Origin of the sequence: Methylomonas sp. DH-1, assembly GCF_046097555.1 — a bacterium.
Lineage (GTDB): Bacteria > Pseudomonadota > Gammaproteobacteria > Methylococcales > Methylomonadaceae > Methylomonas > Methylomonas koyamae.
In genome coordinates this window covers 3001561-3023583 of record NZ_CP143089.1, presented here as the reverse complement: position 1 = coordinate 3023583, position 22023 = coordinate 3001561, and the positions used below count along the sequence as shown (strand labels likewise).

At 54.6% G+C, this 22023-nt stretch carries 18 protein-coding genes, 2 tRNA genes and 3 pseudogenes; 15 read left to right on the top strand and 8 right to left on the bottom strand.

Features of this window, described 5'->3' with window-relative positions:
• Window positions 1-15 precede the first annotated feature (15 nt).
• Both dhaK and VXJ35_RS13795 read right to left on the bottom strand, forming a co-directional pair.
• Entirely contained in the window at window positions 16-1002 is a 987-nt protein-coding gene (gene dhaK / locus VXJ35_RS13800; RefSeq protein WP_064021999.1) for a dihydroxyacetone kinase subunit DhaK, read from the bottom strand.
• 30 nt (window positions 1003-1032) lie between these two features.
• Window positions 1033-1854, bottom strand: coding sequence for an HAD-IIA family hydrolase (locus tag VXJ35_RS13795; RefSeq protein ID WP_064021998.1), 822 nt, complete (start codon window positions 1852-1854; stop codon window positions 1033-1035).
• A gap of 207 nt (window positions 1855-2061) precedes the next feature.
• On the opposite strand from VXJ35_RS13795, the gene VXJ35_RS13790 reads away from it, so the two are divergent.
• The 15 genes from VXJ35_RS13790 (at window position 2062) to VXJ35_RS13720 (ending at window position 17152) form a co-directional block, all read left to right on the top strand.
• Window positions 2062-2137, top strand: a tRNA-Phe gene (locus tag VXJ35_RS13790).
• 22 nt (window positions 2138-2159) lie between these two features.
• Window positions 2160-2235: transfer RNA gene (locus tag VXJ35_RS13785), tRNA-Phe, on the top strand.
• A 147-nt stretch (window positions 2236-2382) separates the two neighbouring features.
• On the top strand, window positions 2383-2868 hold the full coding sequence (rimP, locus tag VXJ35_RS13780) for a ribosome maturation factor RimP (protein ID WP_064021997.1): 486 nt from the start codon (window positions 2383-2385) through the stop codon (window positions 2866-2868).
• The gene (nusA, locus tag VXJ35_RS13775; RefSeq protein ID WP_054760645.1) at window positions 2858-4369 is read left to right on the top strand and encodes a transcription termination factor NusA; all 1512 of its coding nucleotides are present in this window, start codon (window positions 2858-2860) and stop codon (window positions 4367-4369) included. The genes rimP and nusA overlap by 11 nt, the downstream gene beginning before the upstream one ends.
• A 14-nt stretch (window positions 4370-4383) precedes the next feature.
• The gene (gene infB / locus VXJ35_RS13770) at window positions 4384-7017 is read left to right on the top strand and encodes a translation initiation factor IF-2 (protein WP_064021996.1); all 2634 of its coding nucleotides are present in this window, start codon (window positions 4384-4386) and stop codon (window positions 7015-7017) included.
• A gap of 2 nt (window positions 7018-7019) precedes the next feature.
• Window positions 7020-7415 (top strand): 30S ribosome-binding factor RbfA, encoded by a 396-nt coding sequence (rbfA, locus tag VXJ35_RS13765; protein WP_064021995.1) that lies wholly within the window; start codon window positions 7020-7022, stop codon window positions 7413-7415.
• The gene (gene truB, locus VXJ35_RS13760; protein ID WP_064021994.1) at window positions 7415-8332 is read left to right on the top strand and encodes a tRNA pseudouridine(55) synthase TruB; all 918 of its coding nucleotides are present in this window, start codon (window positions 7415-7417) and stop codon (window positions 8330-8332) included. Before rbfA ends, truB begins: the two co-directional genes overlap by 1 nt.
• 105 nt (window positions 8333-8437) lie before the next feature.
• Window positions 8438-8707 carry a 30S ribosomal protein S15 gene (gene rpsO, locus VXJ35_RS13755; protein ID WP_064021993.1) on the top strand — a complete coding sequence of 90 codons (270 nt, stop codon included), beginning with the start codon at window positions 8438-8440 and terminating at the stop codon, window positions 8705-8707.
• 84 nt (window positions 8708-8791) lie between these two features.
• Window positions 8792-10870 (top strand): polyribonucleotide nucleotidyltransferase, encoded by a 2079-nt coding sequence (gene pnp / locus VXJ35_RS13750; protein WP_064021992.1) that lies wholly within the window; start codon window positions 8792-8794, stop codon window positions 10868-10870.
• A 249-nt stretch (window positions 10871-11119) separates the two neighbouring features.
• The gene (locus VXJ35_RS13745; protein WP_064021991.1) at window positions 11120-11767 is read left to right on the top strand and encodes a uracil-DNA glycosylase; all 648 of its coding nucleotides are present in this window, start codon (window positions 11120-11122) and stop codon (window positions 11765-11767) included.
• On the top strand, window positions 11760-13598 hold the full coding sequence (uvrC, locus tag VXJ35_RS13740; protein WP_064021990.1) for an excinuclease ABC subunit UvrC: 1839 nt from the start codon (window positions 11760-11762) through the stop codon (window positions 13596-13598). The genes VXJ35_RS13745 and uvrC overlap by 8 nt, the downstream gene beginning before the upstream one ends.
• Window positions 13588-14148 carry a CDP-diacylglycerol--glycerol-3-phosphate 3-phosphatidyltransferase gene (pgsA, locus tag VXJ35_RS13735; protein WP_054760649.1) on the top strand — a complete coding sequence of 187 codons (561 nt, stop codon included), beginning with the start codon at window positions 13588-13590 and terminating at the stop codon, window positions 14146-14148. Before uvrC ends, pgsA begins: the two co-directional genes overlap by 11 nt.
• A 67-nt stretch (window positions 14149-14215) precedes the next feature.
• The gene (locus tag VXJ35_RS13730) at window positions 14216-14827 is read left to right on the top strand and encodes a TetR/AcrR family transcriptional regulator (protein ID WP_064021989.1); all 612 of its coding nucleotides are present in this window, start codon (window positions 14216-14218) and stop codon (window positions 14825-14827) included.
• A 42-nt stretch (window positions 14828-14869) separates the two neighbouring features.
• The gene (gene tviB / locus VXJ35_RS13725) at window positions 14870-16141 is read left to right on the top strand and encodes a Vi polysaccharide biosynthesis UDP-N-acetylglucosamine C-6 dehydrogenase TviB (protein ID WP_064021988.1); all 1272 of its coding nucleotides are present in this window, start codon (window positions 14870-14872) and stop codon (window positions 16139-16141) included.
• 3 nt (window positions 16142-16144) lie between these two features.
• Window positions 16145-17152 carry an NAD-dependent epimerase gene (locus tag VXJ35_RS13720; RefSeq protein WP_064021987.1) on the top strand — a complete coding sequence of 336 codons (1008 nt, stop codon included), beginning with the start codon at window positions 16145-16147 and terminating at the stop codon, window positions 17150-17152.
• A 116-nt stretch (window positions 17153-17268) separates the two neighbouring features.
• On the opposite strand, the pseudogene VXJ35_RS13715 reads toward VXJ35_RS13720, so the two are convergent.
• The 6 genes and pseudogenes from VXJ35_RS13715 to VXJ35_RS13690 form a co-directional block, all read right to left on the bottom strand.
• Window positions 17269-17851: pseudogene (locus tag VXJ35_RS13715) on the bottom strand (IS3 family transposase); the annotation flags it as partial.
• 151 nt (window positions 17852-18002) lie between these two features.
• Window positions 18003-18836, bottom strand: a pseudogene (gene istB, locus VXJ35_RS13710) (IS21-like element helper ATPase IstB).
• Window positions 18829-20370: an IS21 family transposase gene (gene istA, locus VXJ35_RS13705; RefSeq protein ID WP_197496094.1), complete on the bottom strand. Its 1542-nt coding sequence runs from the start codon at window positions 20368-20370 to the stop codon at window positions 18829-18831. Before istA ends, istB begins: the two are co-directional and overlap by 8 nt.
• A 5-nt stretch (window positions 20371-20375) precedes the next feature.
• Window positions 20376-20936 (bottom strand): annotated as a pseudogene (locus tag VXJ35_RS13700) (chromate transporter); the annotation flags it as partial.
• A 261-nt stretch (window positions 20937-21197) separates the two neighbouring features.
• Window positions 21198-21410: a hypothetical protein gene (locus VXJ35_RS13695; RefSeq protein WP_054761644.1), complete on the bottom strand. Its 213-nt coding sequence runs from the start codon at window positions 21408-21410 to the stop codon at window positions 21198-21200.
• A complete protein-coding gene (locus tag VXJ35_RS13690) occupies window positions 21407-21967 on the bottom strand; it encodes a hypothetical protein (protein WP_064021984.1) in 561 nt (186 codons plus the stop codon). The genes VXJ35_RS13695 and VXJ35_RS13690 overlap by 4 nt, the downstream gene beginning before the upstream one ends.
• Between the last annotated feature and the right edge of the window lie 56 nt (window positions 21968-22023).

The window sequence follows — 22023 nt, the reverse complement described above, 5'->3', positions numbered from 1 at the left end:
CCGGCTGCGGGCGGGCTAACAACCCCAGCGCAGTGTCGCAGTATTGACCGGCGCGTCCCAGTAGGCCAGCATCTCGTCGTCCAGCAGGGTCAAGGTCAGCGAGCAGCCGGCCATGTCCAGCGACGTCGTGAAATTGCCGACCAAGCTGCGTTGAATGTTCAGTCCGCGTCGGTTGAACTGTCGCCAGGCCAGTTCGTAAATCGAATGCAGCTCGATCAGCGGCGTTGCGCCGAAGCCGTTGACGTGCAGCAAGGCATTTTGCCCGGCGCCAATTTGCAATTCGTCGGCAATGTGCTCGGCCAATTGGGCGACGATTTCGCTGGCCCCGGCCAGTTTGACGGTTTCCCGGCCGCGTTCGCCGTGGATGCCGACGCCGTATTCCATTTCGTCCTCGGCCAGCGCGAACGTGGGGTGGCCCAGCGCGGGTACCGTGCAACTGGTCAGCGCTACGCCCAGCGATGCGGTTGCTTGATTGACGCGTTCGCCCAGGGCCTTGCAACTGGCAAGGTCGGCACCGGCTTCCGCCGCGGCACCGACGATCTTTTCGACAATCGTAGTGCCGGCTACGCCGCGCCGGCCGATGCTATGCGATTTCGGCAGCGAGATGTCGTCGTTGACCAATACGCTGGCATTCGGCAGCGCCAGCATTTCCCCGGCCATTTCGAAATTCATCACGTCGCCGGCGTAGTTTTTGACGATGAACAATACGCCGGCGCCGCCGTCGACGGCTTCGGCTGCGGCCATCATCTGGTCCGGCGTCGGCGAGGTGAACACTTGGCCGGGGCAGGCGGCGTCGAGCATGCCGAAGCCGACGAAGCCGCTGTGCAGCGGTTCGTGGCCGGAACCGCCGCCGGAGATCAGCGCCACCTTGCCGGATTTCCGTTGTTTACGGTAGACGAAGCGCGGTTCCGGATTCAAGTCCAGGATGTCGGCGTGGGCCTTGGCAAAGCCTTGCAGGCTGGTATCGAGCAAGCTGTTGGGATCGTCGATGAATTTTTTCATGAAGTGTCTCCGCGAATATTAGAGAGGGAATCAGGCCGGTAAATCGAGCAGCATCCGGGTGACGTCGCGGATATCCGGCACGATCCAGGTCGGGCCGAAGTCGGCGGCTTCCACGTCGGCCCGGCTGGAAACGCCGCTGAGTACCATCAGGCTGCGGATGCCGGTACGCACGGCGCCGAGAATATCGGTATCCAGGCGGTCGCCGATGGCGATGGTCCGCTCTGGAGGCGTGTTCAGCAAGCCCAGAGCTTGCCGGTAGATGATCGGCTCCGGTTTGCCGATGATCATCGGCTTGACGCCGGTGGTGGCGGTTAACGCTGCCAGGATCGCGCCGTTGCCATGGGTTTCGCCGCGCTCGGTGGGTAGCGACATGTCGCCGTTGGTGCCGATGAAGTGGGCGCCGGCCCGCAAGTTCAGCGTTGCGGTAGCAAGTTTGTCCCAGCTCAGCTCGCGGTCCATGCCGCAAACCACCAAGTGTGCCCGGGTTTGCGGTTCGGTATCGTTGAGTCCGGTCAAGGTAAAGCCCAAATCGATCAAAGGTTGGCGGGCGCCGATGCCGCCGATCACAAACACCCGGGTCGATTGCGGTTGGTAGCGCTGCGCCAAATATAAAGCGGTGGCCATGCCGGAGGTCAGAATTTCGTGTACGCCAACTTCCACGTCCATGCCGGCCAGTTTGGCAACATATTGTTCGGCGGTCATACTGGCGTTGTTGGTGGCCAATACAAAGGGCAGTTGCCGATTGCGCAGGGCCTGGAAGAAATCGCCGATGCCGGTCTGGGCGCGGTCGCCGTGCCATAACACGCCGTCCATGTCGATGATTAAGCCGCGGACGTCGTTTAATTCTTGCATAACTGGTTTCGATGGTCGATGTTGGCGAAATGGCAAATGCCGGCTCGTAAACGGGTCGAAAACGAGCGGAACCGGGCTCTAAACGGCCGGCTAACAGGCGGCGAAGAATTGCATAAAAAGCCGTGTGCTGTCCAGTTCGTGGCGGAGTGCGTGTTTTTTGCTTGACGAAATGCGCATAACCTAGTTTAATGGACGGCTCTTAACGCCGCCCAGGTAGCTCAGTCGGTAGAGCAGAGGACTGAAAATCCTCGTGTCGACAGTTCGATTCTGTCCTTGGGCACCACAGATTTTTTGGATAGGCCGTAGCCCAGGTAGCTCAGTCGGTAGAGCAGAGGACTGAAAATCCTCGTGTCGACAGTTCGATTCTGTCCTTGGGCACCATTCCTAAGCGTGGTTTGAAAAACCGAAAGCCCCTTTATGGGGTTTTTTGTTTTGTGGGCTTTCGAAAACGGAATCCCAAGGCAGTGTTTGACGTTTATGGAAGAGCCTGAGGCTCTTTTTTTTTGGGTTTGAAAAGGCGAGACGGCAATGAAACAGGCTCCGGAACACTTGGTGGATTTGATCGAGCCCATCGTGGAAGGACTGGGTTACGAATGCGTGGGCATCGAATATAACCCGCATCCTTCGCACGGCATGCTGCGCGTTTATATCGACAGCGAACAGGGTATTTTGTTGGACGACTGCAGCAAAGTCAGTCACCAGTTGAGCGGTATGCTCGACGTCGAAGATCCGATTCCCGGCGAGTACCAGTTGGAAGTGTCTTCGCCTGGCGCCGACCGGCCGTTTTTCAAACTGAGCCAATTTCAGCGTTTTGTCGGCAGTAAGGTCAATATCAGCCTGTTTAAACCGATCGATAAGCGGCGCAAACTCAGCGGCGAAATCAAAAGCGTCGACGGCGAGGCGGTAGTGATTCAAGAAGGCGAAAAGTTATTCAGCGTGCCGTTTCAGGCAATGAGCAAGGCGCGCTTGGCGCCGGATTACGATTTTAATAAAGGAGGTCGCAGTGGCGAATAAAGAAATTCTATTGGTGGCGGATGTTTTTGCCAACGAAAAAGAAATCGATAAGGAAATCATCTTTCAGGCGATCGAATCGGCACTGGAAGCGGCCACCGTCAAACGTTACGAAAATCCGGTTAAAGTTCGGGTTGCGGTCAACCGCCAGACCGGGGACTACCTGACCTATCGCCGCTGGCAAGTGGTCGACGCCAATCCGGAAATCAACGGCGATGTCGAGCATCCCGGCTGGCAAATTCTGTTGGAAGCAGCCCAGCTCGACAACCCCGAGGTGCAGGTCGGCGATTACGTCGAAGAAGAGATCGAATCCGTTGCCTTTTGCCGGATTGCCGCGCAAACCGCCAAGCAGGTGATTATCCAGAAAGTGCGCGAAGCGGAACGCAAAAAAATCGTCGAGGCATACCAGGACCGGGTGGGCGAGCTGGTGACCGGCGTCGTCAAACGGCTGGAAAAAGGCAGCGTGTATCTGGATTTGGGCGGCCACGTCGAGGCTTACATTGCGCGCGAAGATATGATTCCGAAAGAGCCGGTACGCATGGGCGACCGGGTGCGCGGTTACTTGAAAGCGGTGCGTTCCGAACCGCGCGGCCCGCAGTTGTTCGTCAGCCGTACCGCGCCGGAGTTGCTGATTGCCCTGTTTCGCCTGGAAGTGCCTGAAGTGGGCGAGGGTTTGATCGACATTCTGGCTGCGGCGCGCGATCCGGGGTCGCGGGCAAAAATCGCCGTCAGGGCCAACGACCCGCGCTTGGATCCGGTCGGTGCCTGCGTCGGTATGCGCGGTTCGCGGGTGCAGGCGATTTCCAACGAATTGGCCGGCGAACGGGTGGATATCATCCTGTGGAACGCCAACGACGCCCAGTTCGTGATTAATGCCATGTCGCCGGCCGAAATCCAATCGATCGTGGTCGACGAAGATAAGCACAGCATGGATGTGGCGGTCGCGACCGACAGCCTGTCGCAAGCGATCGGCCGCGGCGGCCAAAACGTGCGTTTGGCCACCGAATTGACCGGTTGGGAATTGAATATTCTCGATGCCGCCCAGGTCGGTAAAAACCACGATGAAGCGGCCGCTAAGGCCAAGCAGCAGTTCATGGATTTGCTGGACGTCGATGAAGAAATTGCCGGCATCCTGGTCGATGTTGGATTGAATAACGTCGAGGAAATTGCCTATATCCCGGTGGACGAAATGCTGGAAATCGAAGGTTTCGACGAGGAATTGGTCGAAGCTCTGCGCAGCCGCGCCAAAGACGCATTGTTGATCAGTGCGATCGCCTCGGAAGAGAAAATCGAAACCGCCGAACCGAGTCCGGAGTTGCTGGCCATGGAAGGTATGAGCGAGGAGTTGGCTAGAGAGATGGCGGCCAAAGGCATCGTGACTTTGGACGATCTGGCAGAGCAGGCCATCGATGATATTATCGAATTTACCGGAATGACCGAAGAGCGTGCTGGTAAACTAATCATGAAAGCCCGCGAGTCTTGGTTCGCAGAGGATAAGGGCTGAGACCGGAGGATATTATGAGCGATAAAACAGTACAGGAATTAGCGGAAGTTGTTGGCATCCCTCTGGAACGTTTTTTGGAACAGCTAAAAGAGGCCGGCCTTAGTGCCAGCGCGCCGGACGACGTTATCGACGACGACGAAAAAGTTAAGCTGCTGGCCCATCTGCGTAAGCGTCACGGTAAGACCGATGTCGACCAGGAAGCGGCCACGCCGAAACGGATCACGTTGAAGCGCAGTACCAAGACCGAACTGAAACAATCGACTCCGCCCGGTGCGGCTGTCAAGACAGTCAGCGTCGAAGTCCGTAAGCAAAAAACGTACATTAAACGCAGCGATTTGCTCGGCAACGAGGAGCAAAGGCAAGCGGAGCTGGCTAAGCAGGCTTTGGAAGAGCAGCGTAAACAGCAGTTGCTGGACGAGGAAAAACGTAAGCAGCAAATCGAACTTAAAGCCGAGGAAGAAGTCGCCGCCGTCGCGGTCAGCAATGATGCGGCCGTTCCGGAGCCGGTGCCGGTTCAACCGAGCCCTGCACCGGAAGCGCAGCCGGAAGTTCCGGCGGTTGAAGCTCCGGCTCCCGCCAAGCCGGTGGAAATGACCGAAGAGCAGCGGTTGGAAGAAGAAAAGAAACAACGTCTGGAAGCGGCGGTACAACGAACTGCCGAGAAGGTCAAAAAGAAAGCCGAAGCCAAGCAGCAACAAACCCTGCACAAGAAAAAAGCCGAATTCAAGCCTTCGCGCGGACCGACGCCGGATGTCGAAGTCGGCGGCGGCGACGCCCGGCGCGGCAAGGCCAAGAAAGCGAAACCGGCGCCGCGGCGGGAAAAACCTGAGTTCGAGATCGATCTGCACCAGGGTCGGCATAAGTTCGAAAAACCGCAAGCACCCACCGTTTACGATGTCACGATTCCGGAAACCATTGTGGTGTCCGATCTGGCGCAGAAGATGAACATCAAAGCGGCGGAAGTGATCAAGCATTTGATGAAGTTGGGCATCATGACCACTATCAACCAGACCATCGACCAGGAAACGGCGGTGATCTTGGTCGAAGAGATGGGCCATAAAGCCATCATGCAGAGCGAGGACGATTTCGAGCAGGAAATGCTGGCCGAAGTGATCGGCGATGCCGGAGACGTCAAGCTGTCGTCGAGAGCGCCGATTGTCACGATCATGGGCCACGTCGACCACGGTAAAACCTCGTTGCTGGACTACATTCGCAAAACCCGCGTCGCCGCGGGCGAGGCCGGCGGTATTACCCAGCACATCGGTGCATATCAGGTTAAGACCGACCACGGCGCGGTTACCTTCCTCGACACCCCGGGCCACGCCGCGTTTACTGCGATGCGCGCCCGCGGGGCGGAAGTCACCGATATCGTAATCGTCGTGGTTGCTGCCGACGACGGCGTGATGCCGCAGACCAAAGAGGCGATCGAACACGCTCGTGCCGCGAATGTGCCTATCATTGTCGCCCTGAATAAGATCGATAAGCCGGAGGCCAATCCGGACCGGGTCATGCAGGAGTTGGCCACGCTCAACGTGGTGCCGGAAGAATGGGGCGGCGACGTCCAGTTCTTGAAAGTGTCGGCGAAAACCGGCGCCGGCATCGACGATCTGATCGAAGCGTTAATCGTGCTGGCCGAGGTGTTGGAGTTGAAAGCGCCCAAAGACGGTACCGCATCCGGCGTCTGTATCGAGTCGCGGCTGGATAAAGGCCGCGGCGTGGTCGCTACCGTGCTGATTCAGAAAGGTACGCTGAACAAGGGCGAGTTTGTCTTGTGCGGCCATGAATACGGCCGGATTCGGGCCATGTTCGACGAGAATTCGCATGCGATCAAGTCGGCCGGCCCGAGTGCGCCGGTGGAAATTCTGGGCTTGTCCGGTACCCCGGATGCCGGCGACGAGTTTCTGGTGGTGCAAAACGAGCGCGTGGCGCGGGAATTGGCGGCGCACCGGGAAGAGCGCAAACGTTCCAGCCGCCATGCCGCGCAGCATGCGTCGAAACTGGACGACGTGTTCTCCCGGATGTCGGCAGGCGAAACTTCTACCCTCAACGTCGTCATCAAAACCGACGTGCAGGGCAGTCTGGAAGCCTTGCGCGAATCTTTGGTCGGCCTGTCGACCGAGGAAGTGCAAGTCAAGTGCATTTACGGCGGGGTCGGCGGTATCAACGAGGGCGATGCCAACCTGGCGTTGGCGTCCAATGCGATTCTGATCGGCTTCAACGTTCGCGCCGATGCGGTGGCCCGCAAGTTGATCGAGGAAAAAGACATCGATCTGCATTACTACAGCATCATTTACGAAGCGATCGACGAAGTGAAACGCGCCATCAGCGGCATGCTGGCGCCGGACATTCAAGAGAAAATCGTCGGTCTGGCCGAAGTCCGCGACGTGTTCCGTTCGCCGAAATTCGGTGCCATCGCCGGCTGTATGGTCGTCGACGGCTTCGTCAAGCGCAATTTGCCGATCCGGGTGTTACGCAACAACGTGGTGATTTTCGAAGGCCAATTGGAATCGCTGCGCCGTTTCAAAGACGATGTCAACGAAGTCAAAATGGGCATGGAGTGCGGTATCGGCGTGAAAAACTATAACGACGTCAAAGCCGGCGACCAGATCGAGGTTTACGAACGTATCGAAGTCAAGCGGGAAATCTAAATATGGGTAAAGAATTCGGCCGCAGCCAGCGGGTCGCTTCGGAGATGCAGAAGGAATTGGCCGCCATCATGCTGCGCGACGTCAAGGATAGCCGGCTCGGTTTCGTGACGATCAACGATGTCGAGCTGTCGAAGGACTTGGCGGTGGCGAAAATTTTCGTCACCGTCTTGAATGCCGACGACGCCGGTAAGGCGGCTAATGTCAAAGTGTTGAACGAAATATCGCCGTTCATTCGCCACGAGTTGGCCAAGCGCATGCGCTTGCGGCATATCTCAGAATTACATTTTTATTACGACAATTCCTTCGATACCGGTATGCGGGTCGCGGCCTTATTGCACGATTTGGAAGGCGGTAAGACCGCTGCTGTTGGCGACGATACTCCGGAGCAGGACGCTTAATGGCAAAACGCAAGACCGGGCGCGATGTGCATGGCATCGTGCTGCTCGATAAGCGGCTGGGCGTGTCTTCGAACCAGGCGCTGCAGGAAGTCAAAAGATTGTTCAATGCCAACAAAGCTGGGCATACCGGGGCTTTGGACCCGCTGGCGACCGGCCTGTTGCCGCTCTGTTTCGGCGAGGCGACCAAGGTGTCGGCGCTGATGCTCGACGACGACAAACGCTATTTGGTGACACTGCAGTTGGGGGTGATGACCGACACCGGCGACAGCGAAGGTAAAGTCATTGCCGAAATGCCGGTTCCGGCCTTCGACAACGTCCGCTTGCGCGAGTGTTTAGCCGGATTTGTCGGCGAGATCGAACAAGTGCCGCCGATGTATTCCGCGCTTAAGCACCAAGGCAAGAAATTGTACGAGTTGGCCCGGGAAGGCAAGACCGTGGAAAGGCAGGCCAGGCGTATCAGAATATACGAGCTGCAGTTGATCGAAGCCGATATCTCGCATGGGAGGCTGACGCTGGACGTTTCGTGTTCTAAAGGGACTTACATCCGTTCCTTGGCCGAAGATATCGGCCACAGCTTGGGCAGTTGCGCCAGCGTAACGATGCTACGCCGGACCGCGGCCGGCATGTTTGGCATTGGCCAGGCTCATACCCTGGCGGAGTTGCAAGCGATGAACGCCGAACAATTGCAGCAGGTTTTGATCGCATTGGACCAGCCTTTGCTTGGTATGCCGGAAATTGCATTGACAGCCGAACAAGCCGAACGCATTCGCCAAGGCCAGCGCATTCGCGTGGCGGAAGCCGCGGCGGAGCGGGTCAGAATCTATTCGCCGGAATGCTTTTTGGGGTTGGGGGAAATTTCAATGGATGGTAAACTAGCCCCGAAAAAATTGTTTCATCTGGATAGCCAAACTGCTTGATTATCCGGGTAAATGCACCGTCGCTGCACCCTATTGTGGAGACGGTGCCATCCTCGCCATCGCCAGATGGTTTTTTAAATCAAAATTAATCGATAGGGATTAAGAATGTCATTAACCGCAGAACAGAAAAAAGCCGTCGTTGAAGAATACCGTTTGTCGGAATCCGATACCGGCTCCACCGAAGTCCAGGTTGCCTTGTTGACCGCCAACATCAACCAACTGACTCCGCATTTCGCTACCCACAAGAAGGACAACCACTCGCGCCGCGGCCTGCTGCGCATGGTTAACCAACGCCGCAAACTGCTGGATTATTTGAAAAACACCGATGTGGCGCGTTACCGTTCTTTGATCGAACGCCTGGGTATTCGTAAGTAGCACAATCTGGAAACGGCGCATGGGGCGCCGTTTCTGCTTTAGGGCAAAATTTTCAGCATAACCTTTAACCGAAGGAACCTTATAGTGAATCCTATCAGGAAACAATTTCAGTACGGCGATCGTCTCGTCACGTTAGAAACCGGCGAAATTGCCCGCCAAGCCAACGGCGCGGTGATTATCGACGTCGAAGGCACCACACTGTTGGTGACTGTGGTCGGCAAAAAAGAAAGCAGCGGCGGCGATTTTTTTCCGTTGACTGTCGACTATCAAGAGAAAGCCTTTGCCGCAGGCAAAATTCCCGGTGGTTTTTTCAAACGTGAAGGCCGTCCGAGCGAGAACGAAACGCTGATCTCGCGCCTGATCGACCGCCCGATTCGCCCCTTGTTTCCCGAAGGTTTCACCAACGAAGTACAGATCATTGCCACCGTACTGTCTTTGAATCCGGAGATAGACACCGAGGCGCCGGCTATCCTAGGCGCTTCCGCCGCACTGGCCGTATCCGGTCTGCCGTTCAACGGCCCGCTCGGCGCGGCGACCATCGGTTACATCGATGGCCAGTATGTGTTGAACCCTACCTTGCCGCAACTGAAGGAATCGCGTTTGCGTTTAATGGTTGCAGGTACGCAAAAAGCCGTGCTGATGGTCGAATCCGAAGCGGATTTGTTGCCGGAAGATGTGATGCTGGGCGCAGTATTGTTCGGCCACGAGCAAATGCAGGTTGCGATTAACGCGATCAACGAATTTGCTGCGGCAGCCGCGACGCCGGCAGTCAGTTGGGCGCCGCCGGCCGACAACGAAGCCTTGAAAGCGGCTGTTGCCGCCGAAGCCGAAGCGCAAATCAAAGCCGCATACCAAATCCCCGAGAAATTGGCCAGACAGGATGCGTTAAGCGCAATCCGCAGTGCGGTCGTCGAAAAATTGACCGCTGAAGGCCTTTACGATGAAAAAGAAATTCGCAACGTCATCGAAACGCTGGAATACAACATCGTGCGCGGTGCGATCCTGAACGACCGCAAACGTATCGACGGTCGCGATTTGACCACGGTGCGGCCGATTACCATCCGTACCGGCGTACTGCCCAGAACCCATGGTTCCGCATTGTTCACCCGTGGCGAAACCCAAGCGTTGGTCGTCGCGACATTGGGTACCGAGCGTGATGCGCAAATCATCGACGCGCTGGCCGGCGAATACAAAGATACTTTTTTGTTTCATTACAACTTCCCGCCGTTCAGCGTCGGCGAAACCGGCCGTACCGGCTCGCCGAAACGCCGCGAAATCGGCCACGGCCGTCTGGCCAAGCGCGGTGTGCAATCGGTGTTGCCCAACATGGGCGAATTCCCTTACGTCTTGCGCGTCGTATCGGAAATCACCGAATCCAACGGGTCCAGCTCGATGGCGTCGGTCTGCGGTAGCAGCTTGGCGTTGATGGATGCCGGCGTGCCTATCAAGGCGCCGGTAGCCGGTATTGCAATGGGTTTGATCAAGGAAGGCGACCAGTTTGCCGTGTTGTCAGATATCCTGGGCGACGAAGACCATTTGGGCGATATGGATTTTAAAGTCGCCGGTTCCGAGAGCGGCGTCACCGCGTTGCAGATGGATATCAAGATCGACGGTATCACGCCGGAGATTATGAAAGTTGCGTTGGACCAAGCCAAACAGGGCCGCCTGCATATTCTGGGCGAGATGAACAAAGCCTTGTCCAGCTCGCGTACTCAAATGTCCGACTTTGCGCCGCGTATCATCAGCTTCAAAATCGATCCAGCCAAAATCCGCGAAGTTATCGGCAAAGGCGGCGTAACGATTCGAGCCATCACCGAACAAACCGGCGCCAGCGTCGATTTGACCGACGATGGTACCGTCAATATCGCTTCGGTCGATAAGGCAGCTGGCGAAGAAGCCAAGCGCATGATCGAAGAAATTACCGCCGAAGTCGAAGTGGGTAAAACTTACGAAGGTAAAGTAGTACGGCTGATGGATTTCGGCGCGTTCGTGACTATTCTGCCGGGCAAAGACGGTTTGGTGCACATTTCGCAAATTTCCGACGAGCGCGTCGAGAAGGTTAGCGACAAATTGTCCGAAGGCGATGTGGTCAAGGTCAAGGTATTGGAAATCGATCGCCAAGGCCGGGTGCGTTTGAGCATGAAAGAAGTAGATAGCGACTGATTTGTTGCCGTTGCTGCGTCGATTGGAAAAGGGCCGTACTACGGCCCTTTTTTTTTGCGCCGCTGACGGGGTCGAATACTCGGCAGCGGATTACGCTGTGAGCGGTGGGTTATGGTGATGCGGGGAGGGGGCGTTGCGTTTTGTTGGTTTTCTGATTAGCGCCGACATCGCATATCCGGGCTTTCGACGTCGAAGCGGCAGGATTTCGTCGGCTCGGGTAAAATCAGCAAGATTTTTTTGGCTTTTGTTATGTTGGATTCGAATTGCTTTAACCAGGATTGTCGGGATTGCCAGCGTTTGGCAGGATTTCTCGATAACGTCAAGCTTAAATACCCTGATTACCACGCCCAGCCGGTTGCGCCGTTCGGCGATCCTGCAGCGCAGTTGCTGGTGGTCGGTCTGGCGCCGGGTATGCACGGCGCTAATGCCAGCGGCCGGCCTTTCACGGGAGATTATGCCGGGCTGCTGCTGTATCAAGCCTTGTACGATTTCGGTTTCAGTAATCAAGCGGATTCGGCCGCTCTAGACGATGGCTTGGTTTTGAACAATTGCCGGATCACCAATGCGGTGAAATGTCTGCCGCCGCAAAATAAACCGACCGGCGACGAAATTAAACGCTGCAATCGTTATCTGGCCGCCGAGATCGATACTTTACCGGACAATGCCGTCATTTTGGCTTTGGGTAATATCGCCCACCAAGCCGTGTTGCGCGCTTATGGCTTGAAAAGTAGTGCCGCCAAATTCGGCCATCACCAGTGTTTTCAGTTACCCGGCGGCAATGTTTTGGTCAGCTCCTACCATTGCAGCCGCTACAATGTGCAGACGAAGCGTTTGAGCATGGCGATGCTGGCCGACGTATTTGCGACCATTCGATCTTTGTTGGCGGGCCGTGACTGATAGCGACGCAGCAGGCTTCGACGCCAAGGCTTTCATCAAAACGCTGACGCAACGTCCGGGCATTTACAAAATGCTGGACGACAAAGGCGAGATTATCTACATCGGCAAAGCTAAAAACCTGAAGAACCGGGTGTCGAGTTATTTCAGGAGTAACGCCGCTTCGCCCAAACAGCAAGCGATGGTCGCTAAAGTCGCCGGCATTGAGGTCACTGTGACCCATACCGAAGGCGAAGCGCTGTTGTTGGAAAGCCAGCAGATTAAGCGCCACAAGCCGCGCTATAACATTAGTTTGCGCGACGACAAGTCGTATCCGTATGTGTTTATTTCCAGCTTTCACGACTTTCCGCAATTGACTTTTCACCGAGGCGCCAAAAAGCGGCGCGGCAGATATTTCGGGCCGTACCCGAGCGCCAGCGCCGTTAAAGAAACCTTGAAACTATTGCAGAAAATATTTCCGGTGAGGCAGTGCGAGGATTCCTATTACAACGCCCGTTCCCGGCCGTGCTTGCAGTATCAGATCGAGCGCTGTACTGCGCCTTGCGTCGGATTAGTGGCTAGGGAGCGATACGCCGCGGATGTCGACAACACTATTCTGTTTCTGGAGGGAAAGGGCGGATTGCTGATCGATCGGCTGGTCGGCAAGATGGAGGCAGCTGCAGCAGCGCTGGAGTTCGAACAGGCCGCTGCTTACCGCGATCAAATCGCGCGGTTGCGTGCGGTGCTGGAGAAACAATGCGTGGAGGGGGAGCGCGGCGATGTCGACATCGTTGCCTGCGCCGCAAAAACCGGCATGGCGTGTGTGCAAGTGTTTTACATCCGTAATGGCCAACACTTGGGCAATCGGCAGTTTTTTCCGAAGATGCTGGAGGAAAACCGTCCGGAAGAAATATTGCAGGCGTTTATTGCCCAGTATTATCTGGATAAGACGGCGCCGCACGAACTTATTGTCAGTCATGCTTTGCCGGAATCGGCTTTGGTCGGCGAAGTGCTGGCCGAGCAGGCCAAGCACGCGGTGGCGATCTCGAACAATGTGCGAGGGGAGCGATTGAAATGGTTGCAAATGGCGGTTACCAATGCCGAGAACGCGTTGGCCGCTCGTCTGGCGGATAAGCAGGGACTGTTCGGCCGATTCGCCAGTTTGCAGCAGGAGTTGGCTTGTGACGCCATTCCCGAAAGATTGGAGTGTTTCGATATCAGCCATACCCAAGGCGAACAGACCGTGGCGTCGTGCGTGGTATTCGACCGGGAGGGGCCGGTGAAAAGTGATTACCGGCGGTTCAATATCGAAGGCATAAGGCCGGGCGACGATTATGCGGCGATTTACCAGGCGGTTTCCAGACGGTTCAAGCGCTTGAAGCAAGGCGAACACCGGGCACCGGATATTCTGTTTATCGATGGCGGCAAGGGGCAGGTTGCGGAGGCGGAAAAGGCTTTGGCCGAATTGGAGATAAACGATGTTATGATAGTCGGGGTTGCCAAGGGGCCAGATCGCAAAGCCGGCATGGAAAAAATCATTCTGGTTGGTAATAGCCAGCCGTTGGATGTGACACCGGGAGCGTCCGCTTTACTATTGATTCAACAGATTCGCGACGAGGCGCATCGTTTTGCTATAACCGGGCACAGACAAAGGCGCGGTAAAGTCAATAAGCAATCGGTATTGGAGGATATCGCCGGACTGGGGCCGAAAAGAAGACAGGTTTTGCTGAAGCAGTTTGGCGGTTTGCAGGGGGTGTCCAGTGCGGGTGTGGATGCTTTAGCCAGTATAGATGGCATTAGCCGACAATTAGCGCAGCGGATTTACGATACGTTTCACCACCAAGATGGCCATTAGATTCACAATTCCGACTTATTTGACCTTGCTGCGGATCGCACTGATCCCGTTGTTGGCCGTCGTGTTTTATTTGCCTTGGCAATATTCGAATATCGCCAGTACGCTAATTTTTCTGATTGCCGGCGTTACCGATTGGTTGGACGGTTATTTGGCGAGAAAGATGAATATGCAAACGGCTTTCGGCGCCTTTTTGGATCCGGTTGCCGATAAATTGATGGTAGCGATCGTTCTGGTTTTGATTGTGCAGGAGCAAGGCAATCCTTTTTTGGCGGTGCCGGCGGCCGTTATCATCGGCCGTGAGATTGCCATAGCGTCGCTACGGGAATGGATGGCGGAGATCGGTCAACGGGCCAAGGTTAAGGTGTCGGTGTTGGGAAAGTGGAAAACCACTGCGCAAATGACTGCAGTCAGTTTGCTACTGTACCGGGAAGACTTATTCGGCTTGCCGATCAACTCTATGGGTTATTGGCTATTATATTTGTCGGCAATTTTGACGTTGTGGTCGATGGTCAATTACCTTGTAGCGGCTTTTTCCACCATCAGCGAATAAAATAATAAAGCGGTATTAATACTGCAATAACAGAGAGTAAACAGCAGGTAAAGCTGTATATAAGAGCATGGAACAAGAATTAGAATTAACATCAGAGAATACGCAGAAAAAAACGGTTAGCCAGGACGAAGTATTGCAGGCGGCGCTGAAACTGTTCGCCGAAAAAGGCTATTTCAATACGTCGTTGACCGATATCAAGAGTGCGCTGGGTATTAAAACCAACAGCGGGATTAACCAGTTTTTCAAAACCAAACAAGCCATCGCGCAGACTTTACACGAGAATATTCTCGATAGTTTAAGTATCTCGATAGACGATATTCGCCGCCGCAACCGTAAGGCGGCGGAACAATTGCGGGAAATTGTCGATTTATTGTTCCGACTAACCGACGATGCGCCTGAGGTTGTGCAGTTTCTGCTATTTGTCAATAGCGATGAGTTTTTGTCCGAACCCAAACCTTTAATCGAGGCGGCTGCATTCGTCAAAATCAAGCGTATCTTTCAGAACGGCGTTAAAGACGGTGAAATCAAGGCTATCGATCCGTTGCTAGCCTACACTTACTTTTTCGGCATCATCAACCATACTTTGGAAATGGTGTTGAAAGGGGGGCTGCCCAAGACCGCCGATAGCTACCTCTCGCAAGCTTGGTTGGTGGCGTGGGGCTGCATCGCCAAAAAATAACTCACTTAAAAAGTATCAGTCCGGCAGTGGAGGAATTAGTCGATGTTGGATAACATAAAAATTGGCATGATTGGTTTGGGCTATGTCGGATTACCATTGGCGGTCGAGTTTGGCCGTAAGTATCCGACAGTGGGTTTCGATATCAATCGGCATCGAATTGAGGAATTGCGTGCCGGGCGCGATCACACTCTGGAAGTCAGCGAAGAAGAGTTGGCTGCCGCTACAAAGCTGACCTACAGCGCCGATTTGCAGGATATAGCCGATTGTTCGGTCTACATTGTGACGGTGCCGACTCCGATAAACGAACACAAACAGCCCGATTTGACTCCGTTGCAAAAAGCCAGCGACCTGCTGGGCAAGGTTATTAAACGCGGCGATATCGTGATTTACGAATCGACAGTCTATCCCGGCGCCACCGAGGAAGTTTGCGTGCCGATTCTTGAGAAAGTTTCCGGTTTGAAATTTAACCAGGATTTTTACGTCGGCTATAGCCCCGAGCGAATCAATCCTGGCGACAAACTGCATCGGGTGACCAATATTCTGAAGGTAACTTCCGGCTCGACGCCGGAGATTGCCGAAAAAGTAGACGCGCTATATAAAAGTATCATTACTGCCGGCACCCATAAAGCCAGCAGTATCAAAGTCGCCGAAGCCGCTAAAGTGATTGAAAACACGCAACGCGACGTTAATATCGCGTTGATCAATGAGTTGGCATTGATCTTCAATAAACTGGGTATCGATACCGAAGAAGTGCTATTGGCTGCCGGCACCAAGTGGAATTTTTTGCCGTTTAGGCCTGGCTTGGTGGGCGGGCATTGTATCGGCGTGGATCCTTACTATTTGACTCATAAAGCCCAAGCGATCGGTTATAACCCGGAAGTGATTCTGTCCGGTCGCCGCATCAACGACGGTATGGGCGTTTATGTGGTATCGCAACTGGTCAAATTGATGCTGAAAAAGCGTATTCACGTCCAGGAAGCCAATGTACTGATCATGGGTTTGACCTTCAAGGAAAATTGCCCGGATATCCGCAACACCAGGGTAGTGGACATTGTTGCCGAGTTACATACTTACGGGGTTAACGTCGACGTATACGACCCTTGGGTCAATGGCGAAGAAGCGCGCCACGAGTATGGTATATCTCCTGTCGATCACCCGGAAAAAGGCAAATACGACGCAATTATTCTGGCAGTGGCCCACGACCAATTTCGGCAAATGCCTATTGCCGAGATCAGGAGCTTAGGTACGCCGCAGACCATTATCTACGATTTGAAGTATTTGTTCCCGGCCGACCAAACCGATGCAAGGTTGTAAGCGATGAGAATTATGGTGACCGGCACGGCCGGTTTTATCGGCAGCCATTTGGCGATTAAACTGCTGGAACGCGGCGACGAGGTTATCGGTATCGACAATCTCAACGACTATTACGACGTCAATCTCAAGCTCAGCCGTTTGGCTCGAATCAAAGATTATTCCGGGTTTACCGACGTCAGATTGGATATTGCCGATCGGGCAGGTATTGACGCCGCTTTCAAACGGTACCAGCCGCAAAAAGTTGTCAATTTAGCGGCGCAGGCAGGCGTGCGGTATTCGCTGGAAAATCCGCACGCCTATATCGATAGCAATATCGTCGGGTTTATCAATATTTTGGAAGGGTGCCGACACCACAACGTCGAGCATCTGGTTTACGCTTCCAGTAGTTCGGTTTACGGTGCCAATGAATCGATGCCGTTTTCGGTGCATGACAATGTCGACCATCCGTTAAGTTTGTACGCGGCCTCGAAAAAAGCCAACGAATTGATGGCGCATACATACAGCAATCTGTATCGGCTGCCGACCACAGGACTGCGTTTTTTCACAGTTTACGGACCTTGGGGGCGTCCGGATATGGCGTTGTTTTTGTTCACCAAGGCTATTTTGGCGGGTGAAAAAATCAAGGTGTTTAACTACGGCAAACACCGGCGCGATTTTACCTATATAGACGATATCGTCGAAGGCGTCATGCGTACGCTGGATCATAATGCTCAGCCGAATCCGGACTGGAACGGATTGAACCCGGACCCGGGCACCAGCAGGGCGCCCTGGCGCGTTTACAATATCGGTAACCAGAATCCGGTAGAATTGATGGCATACATCGAGACGTTAGAGCGCTATTTGGGCAAAACGGCGGAAAAAGAGTTATTGCCGCTACAACCGGGCGATGTCCCGGATACCTACGCAGATGTCGAAGCTTTAGTCAGCGATGTCGGTTATAAACCGAATACCAGTATCGAGCAAGGTATAGCGCGTTTTGTCGAGTGGTATTTAAATTATTATCAAGTGTAGAACTTCAACCCTGATCTGACAGTTATTGGGTTTTTATCTCTCCGTTTGCTGATTCCCATCAATGTCTGCTTGCCGCCCGTGGAAAGAAATGGCCCCACCAGTTTGAACTGCAGTGGTCAACTTTTATCGGACACACAAATAGGTTGTTGAACCGCCATTTTCATTTCAAAGCCATTGGGCGGCAGGTAACCCAATGACGAATGCAAGCGCCGATTGTTGTAAAAATTGACGATATAGTCGGTCACGTCGCGGATGGCCTCGGCGTGGTTGGCATATTAGCGGCGCCAGACACGCTCCATTTTCAGATTGAGAAAGACGCGCTCCATGACCGCGTTGTCCCAGCAGTTACCCTTGCGACTCATGCTGCCTTGAAAGCCGTGGCGAACCAGTAAATCCCGATACTCGTGACTGGTGGACTGCCCCGGTCGGAATGTACGATCAGGCACGGTGGTGGTGGCCGCTGGACGATGGCAATCTGCAAGGCGGTGCAGACCAGTTCCGCCGGTATGTTGGGCACCATGGCCCAACCGACGATTTTGCGCGAATACAGATCCAATACCACCGCCAGATACAGCCAGCAGCTCAGGGTTCGAATATACGTGATGTCCGAGACCCAGGCCGGGTTGGCCTCAGCTTGCTCAAACTTACGTCCAGCACATTCTCGTACACCGGCAGGTTATGGTTACTGTCGGTGGTGTGGACTGTTGGTGCCGGGCGAAAATTGACCAACCGTACCGGTTGAAATTTGACTTGGGGACGGAGCCGGTTTTTGGAGTCACCGGCTGTGGATAAGTGTAAATGAAACGGATAGCAATCGGGTAGTTTTGCCATCCGTTTCACAACAGGATTTTTAGAACGGATTCTCCTCGTACAAGATATCTTCCTGTGTTTTTCCGCTGCGTTTCGCTTTCTCTCTGGCTTGTATTCTCGCCTTGGTTTCTTCAGAACTTTGTCGGAAGCGGTAGGATTCATTGCCGGTTTCAAGTATGTAGCAATGGTGCGTGAGTCGATCCAGCAAGGCGGTGGTCATTTTGGCGTCACTGAATACACTGGACCATTCGGCAAAGTTCAAGTTGGTGGTGATCACCACACTGGTTCGTTCGTACAGCTTCGATAGGAGATGAAACAGCAAAGCGCCGCCGTCCTTGGAAAACGGCAGGTAGCCCAGTTCATCCAGAATGACCAAATCGACTTGCATCAAACGGTAGGCTAATTTACCTTGGTTACCCGCCGCCTTTTCCCGTTCCAGTTGCGTGACCAGATCGATGGTGGAGTAGAAACGGACACGTTTGCCGTGGTCGGTAACAGCCTTGACGCCCAAGGCGGTAGCCAGATGGGTTTTAACCTAAAGGTCACAAGTGCCGGTACCGGTGCCGCCGACTAACACGACGTTATGGGCGGCATCCATAAAGGCACCGCCCGCCAGTTGCTCTACCAAGGCACGATCTACTTTGCTTTGTAGAAAGTCGAAACCACCTAAGTCCCGATGCACTGGGAATCGTGCACTTTGCAGTTGGTAACGTATGGAACGAATGTGCCTGTCCTCGATTTCCGCTTGCAGCAATTGCCAGAGCAGCCATTCCGAGGATTGCAGTCTGGCACCGCCTTGGTCAGCGGCTTCGGAGTAACTTGAGGCCATGCCAAAGAGCTTGAGTGATTTCAATTCCGCTTCCAAATCATGCATCGCCGCTCTCCTCATCGACCAGGGCGATGTCGGTGCTAACACGTAATTGCTCATATCTTGCTGTATCGGCTATAGGTTCGTCATTGACGCGTAGCGCATCGGGCGTGACAACCTTTTGTGGTTCGGCGGGTGGTTGACTGCCCCCGGCGAGTGTCGATACCAGATGCTTGACGTGCTCAACATTCACAACCCCACCTGCCAGTAAATGCTCGACGGCCGTGATGACGGTAGCCAGTCCTTGCTTGGGCACGCAGGCTAAAAGATCGGCCATTGCTCGATCACCGCCAGGGCGCTTGTTTAATGCGAGTCGCAAAGAACCCAACGCTTTCGGCATCTCAACAAAGGGCGCGCCATTGCGTAACGCACCGGGTTTGCGTTCCAATAACGGCAGATAGTGTTGCCAGTCGTAGCTGACCTGATCGCGGCCCAATAGCCGCACATGGCTGGCGGTCCAGACATCGTCGGCATACAGATCAAGGTGCTCAGGGTATAAGCGAACGCTGACTCGTCGATTAGCCAAGCGGCAAGGCACCGAATAACGGTTACGCTTCACCGTCACCAAGCAAGTGCTGGAGACGCGGGCGACAAACTCGATGTAACCGTCGAACACACCGGGCAGGGGCATCAACTCCAGTTGTTCCAGTTCCAAAGCCTCTTGTACCGTCATGCCTTGCCTTTCAGTCCAAGGCAATTCGATCCAGAGCTTCCGGCAACGGGCTTCTAACCACTCATTCAGCTCGGAAAAACTGGCAAAGCATTGTTGGCTGGCATCCAGCCAAATGCGACGCCGACTATCCTGTACGTTCTTTTCGACGATTCCTTTTTCCCAGCCGGATGCTACGTTGCAAAAGTCTGGATCGAAGAGGTAGTAGGCGGTCATCGCGGAAAACCGCGTGTTTACGATGCGTTCCTTGCCTTTTTGAACCTTGTCGACTGCCGTCTTCATGTTGTCATAGATGCCGCGCAACGGCACACCACCGAATGCTTGAAACGCACGACGATGGGCGTCGAACAGCATTTCATGGCTGTAGTTTGGATAAGCAGACAGTAGAAAAGCGCGGCTCGCACAAAGTTTGGTATGGGCGACCTGAATGCGCCGATAAACACCACCGATGACCAGAGACTCTTCGCTCCAATCAAATTGAAATGCTTCGCCCCAGCGGAATTTCAGCGGCACAAAGGCGTGTTTACCCGCATCGCTACCGACACCCTGACGCCAGTTGCGGATGTAGTCGGTGAGCTGTGTGTAGCCGCCTTCATAGCCGGCTTTCTGCAACTCTTCCAATAGCTTCAAGGCTGTTCGCCGTTCTCGCTTGGGGCGATAACTATCCGTGATTAAAGCTTGTTTGAGCTGATCCTCAAACGGCGATAGTTTGGTCGATTGAGGACGACGCTTATATTTAGGGTCGGCCCCACTGGGCATTCGCAGCCACTTCTTGACGGTATTGCGGGACAGACTCGTCCGTTTGGCAATTTCATTGATGGACAACTGATCGCGGAAATACATCCGCCGTATTTTTGAAAATAAAATCACGGTCATCACCTTCTAAGCTCCTGTCTAATTTTTGGACAGGACAGGTTAATGATCCCCACCATCAAAAACGGACATATCAAGACGCCAAAAGCAGCCACAGCCAGCCGCCGAACGCGGAGCCGGCAAATGACCGGGATGACGACGAGTTTGTACCTGAACAGTGCTAACAACGCCGCCAGGCTCAATAGGGCGGAAAACAGGTCGAATCTCCCGGCCAAGCTTTGCGGCCAGAACACGTGATAGGCAAAAAACACGGCCAGATTGACGATGACGCCGACCACGGCGGCGGTGACGCCGGTTAGCGGCGCGGTGAATTTCAGATTGCCGTGGGTGGTTTCCACCAACGGCCCGCCGGCCAGGATGAATAGAAAGCTGGGCAGGTAGGTAAAGTAAGTCTCGGCGGCACCCACGCTGCCGGCTAAAAACGGCGAATCCGCGCCAAACTAGGCCTGGCCCCAGCCGGCGGCGAAGCCGACGAAGGTGTTGACCATGATTAGTGGGCCGGGTGTGGTTTCGCCCAAAGCCAATGAATCGATCATTTGCTGCGGTGTCAGCCAGCGGGAATGGGCCGGGCTACACCATGCAGTAGTTCAGCGCATGTAAATAGCGTTTTTCGCTGATCCAGCGCGGCGCTCGACCAGCTCCTGATGCATGGGCCGGCCGGGCCGCCGAAACTGATAAAGCCCAGTTTCAACCAGAATTTCGCGGCTTCGGCCAGGCTGAGGCTCGGCGGAGCTTACTGCGGATTTTCGTTCATGGCGGAGGCGTCAGGATTGGACGGTCGACGGGACGGGCGCCGGTTGACAGTTTCGCGGCGGTAATAGCCGTCAGCGCAGCCATTTTCTGACCCAGATATGGCGGCCCCAATACAAAAATACCGGGAACACGCCCCACCAGAAAAAATGTTCGAGCCGGCCGGTCGATTCGTCGCCGTAAGGCACGACGAAAGCCGGAACCGCCAGCATCCAGATCGCGGACAAAACCAGGGCGGCTTTGTTTTTGCGGTTTAACCGCCTGAACCAAGTGATTGTTCTGATCATGTCTCGTCTCCGTCGAGGCTGCGGACTTTCGAGCGCAGGAAGGTGCAAATCAACGATACCGCCACGATGGCCGCCGCAAACGCGGCGCAGGCCCACAGAAAGGATTGCACGTAACCGATAATCACCGCGCAGCCCACCAGAAAAAAGCCCAGGAAGCTGAATTCCCAGCCGACGTGGTAGCCGTCCAGCATGGCCGCCAAGCCTAAAATCAGCAGTATCATCAAGTCGGCGCTGACGCCGGATAATTGGCCGGACTTGTTCAGAAACGACGCGGCGATTACGACGACGACGGTATGCAGCCAATGCATGGCCTGCGCTTTCAAAACCCGGCCGAAATCGGCGTCACCGCTTTTGGCCTGTAACCAGGCGACGAACACCGAAAGCAAACCGAACACGAACACCATGGCCAGCCAGTAACCGTAGCCGTCGTCCGGATTGAAATCGGTAATATAGATTCCGGCCAGAGACAACAGAACCAGCAAAATAAACACGGTTTGTTCGATAACAACGTAGCGCTTGCCGGGTTCGGTTTCGGGTGTTGGCGGGTCTTGGTACATGCTTGGGCTTCCTGAAAAATGGTTCGGTTGAAGCAATAGGGTCGGTTCGACGTTGC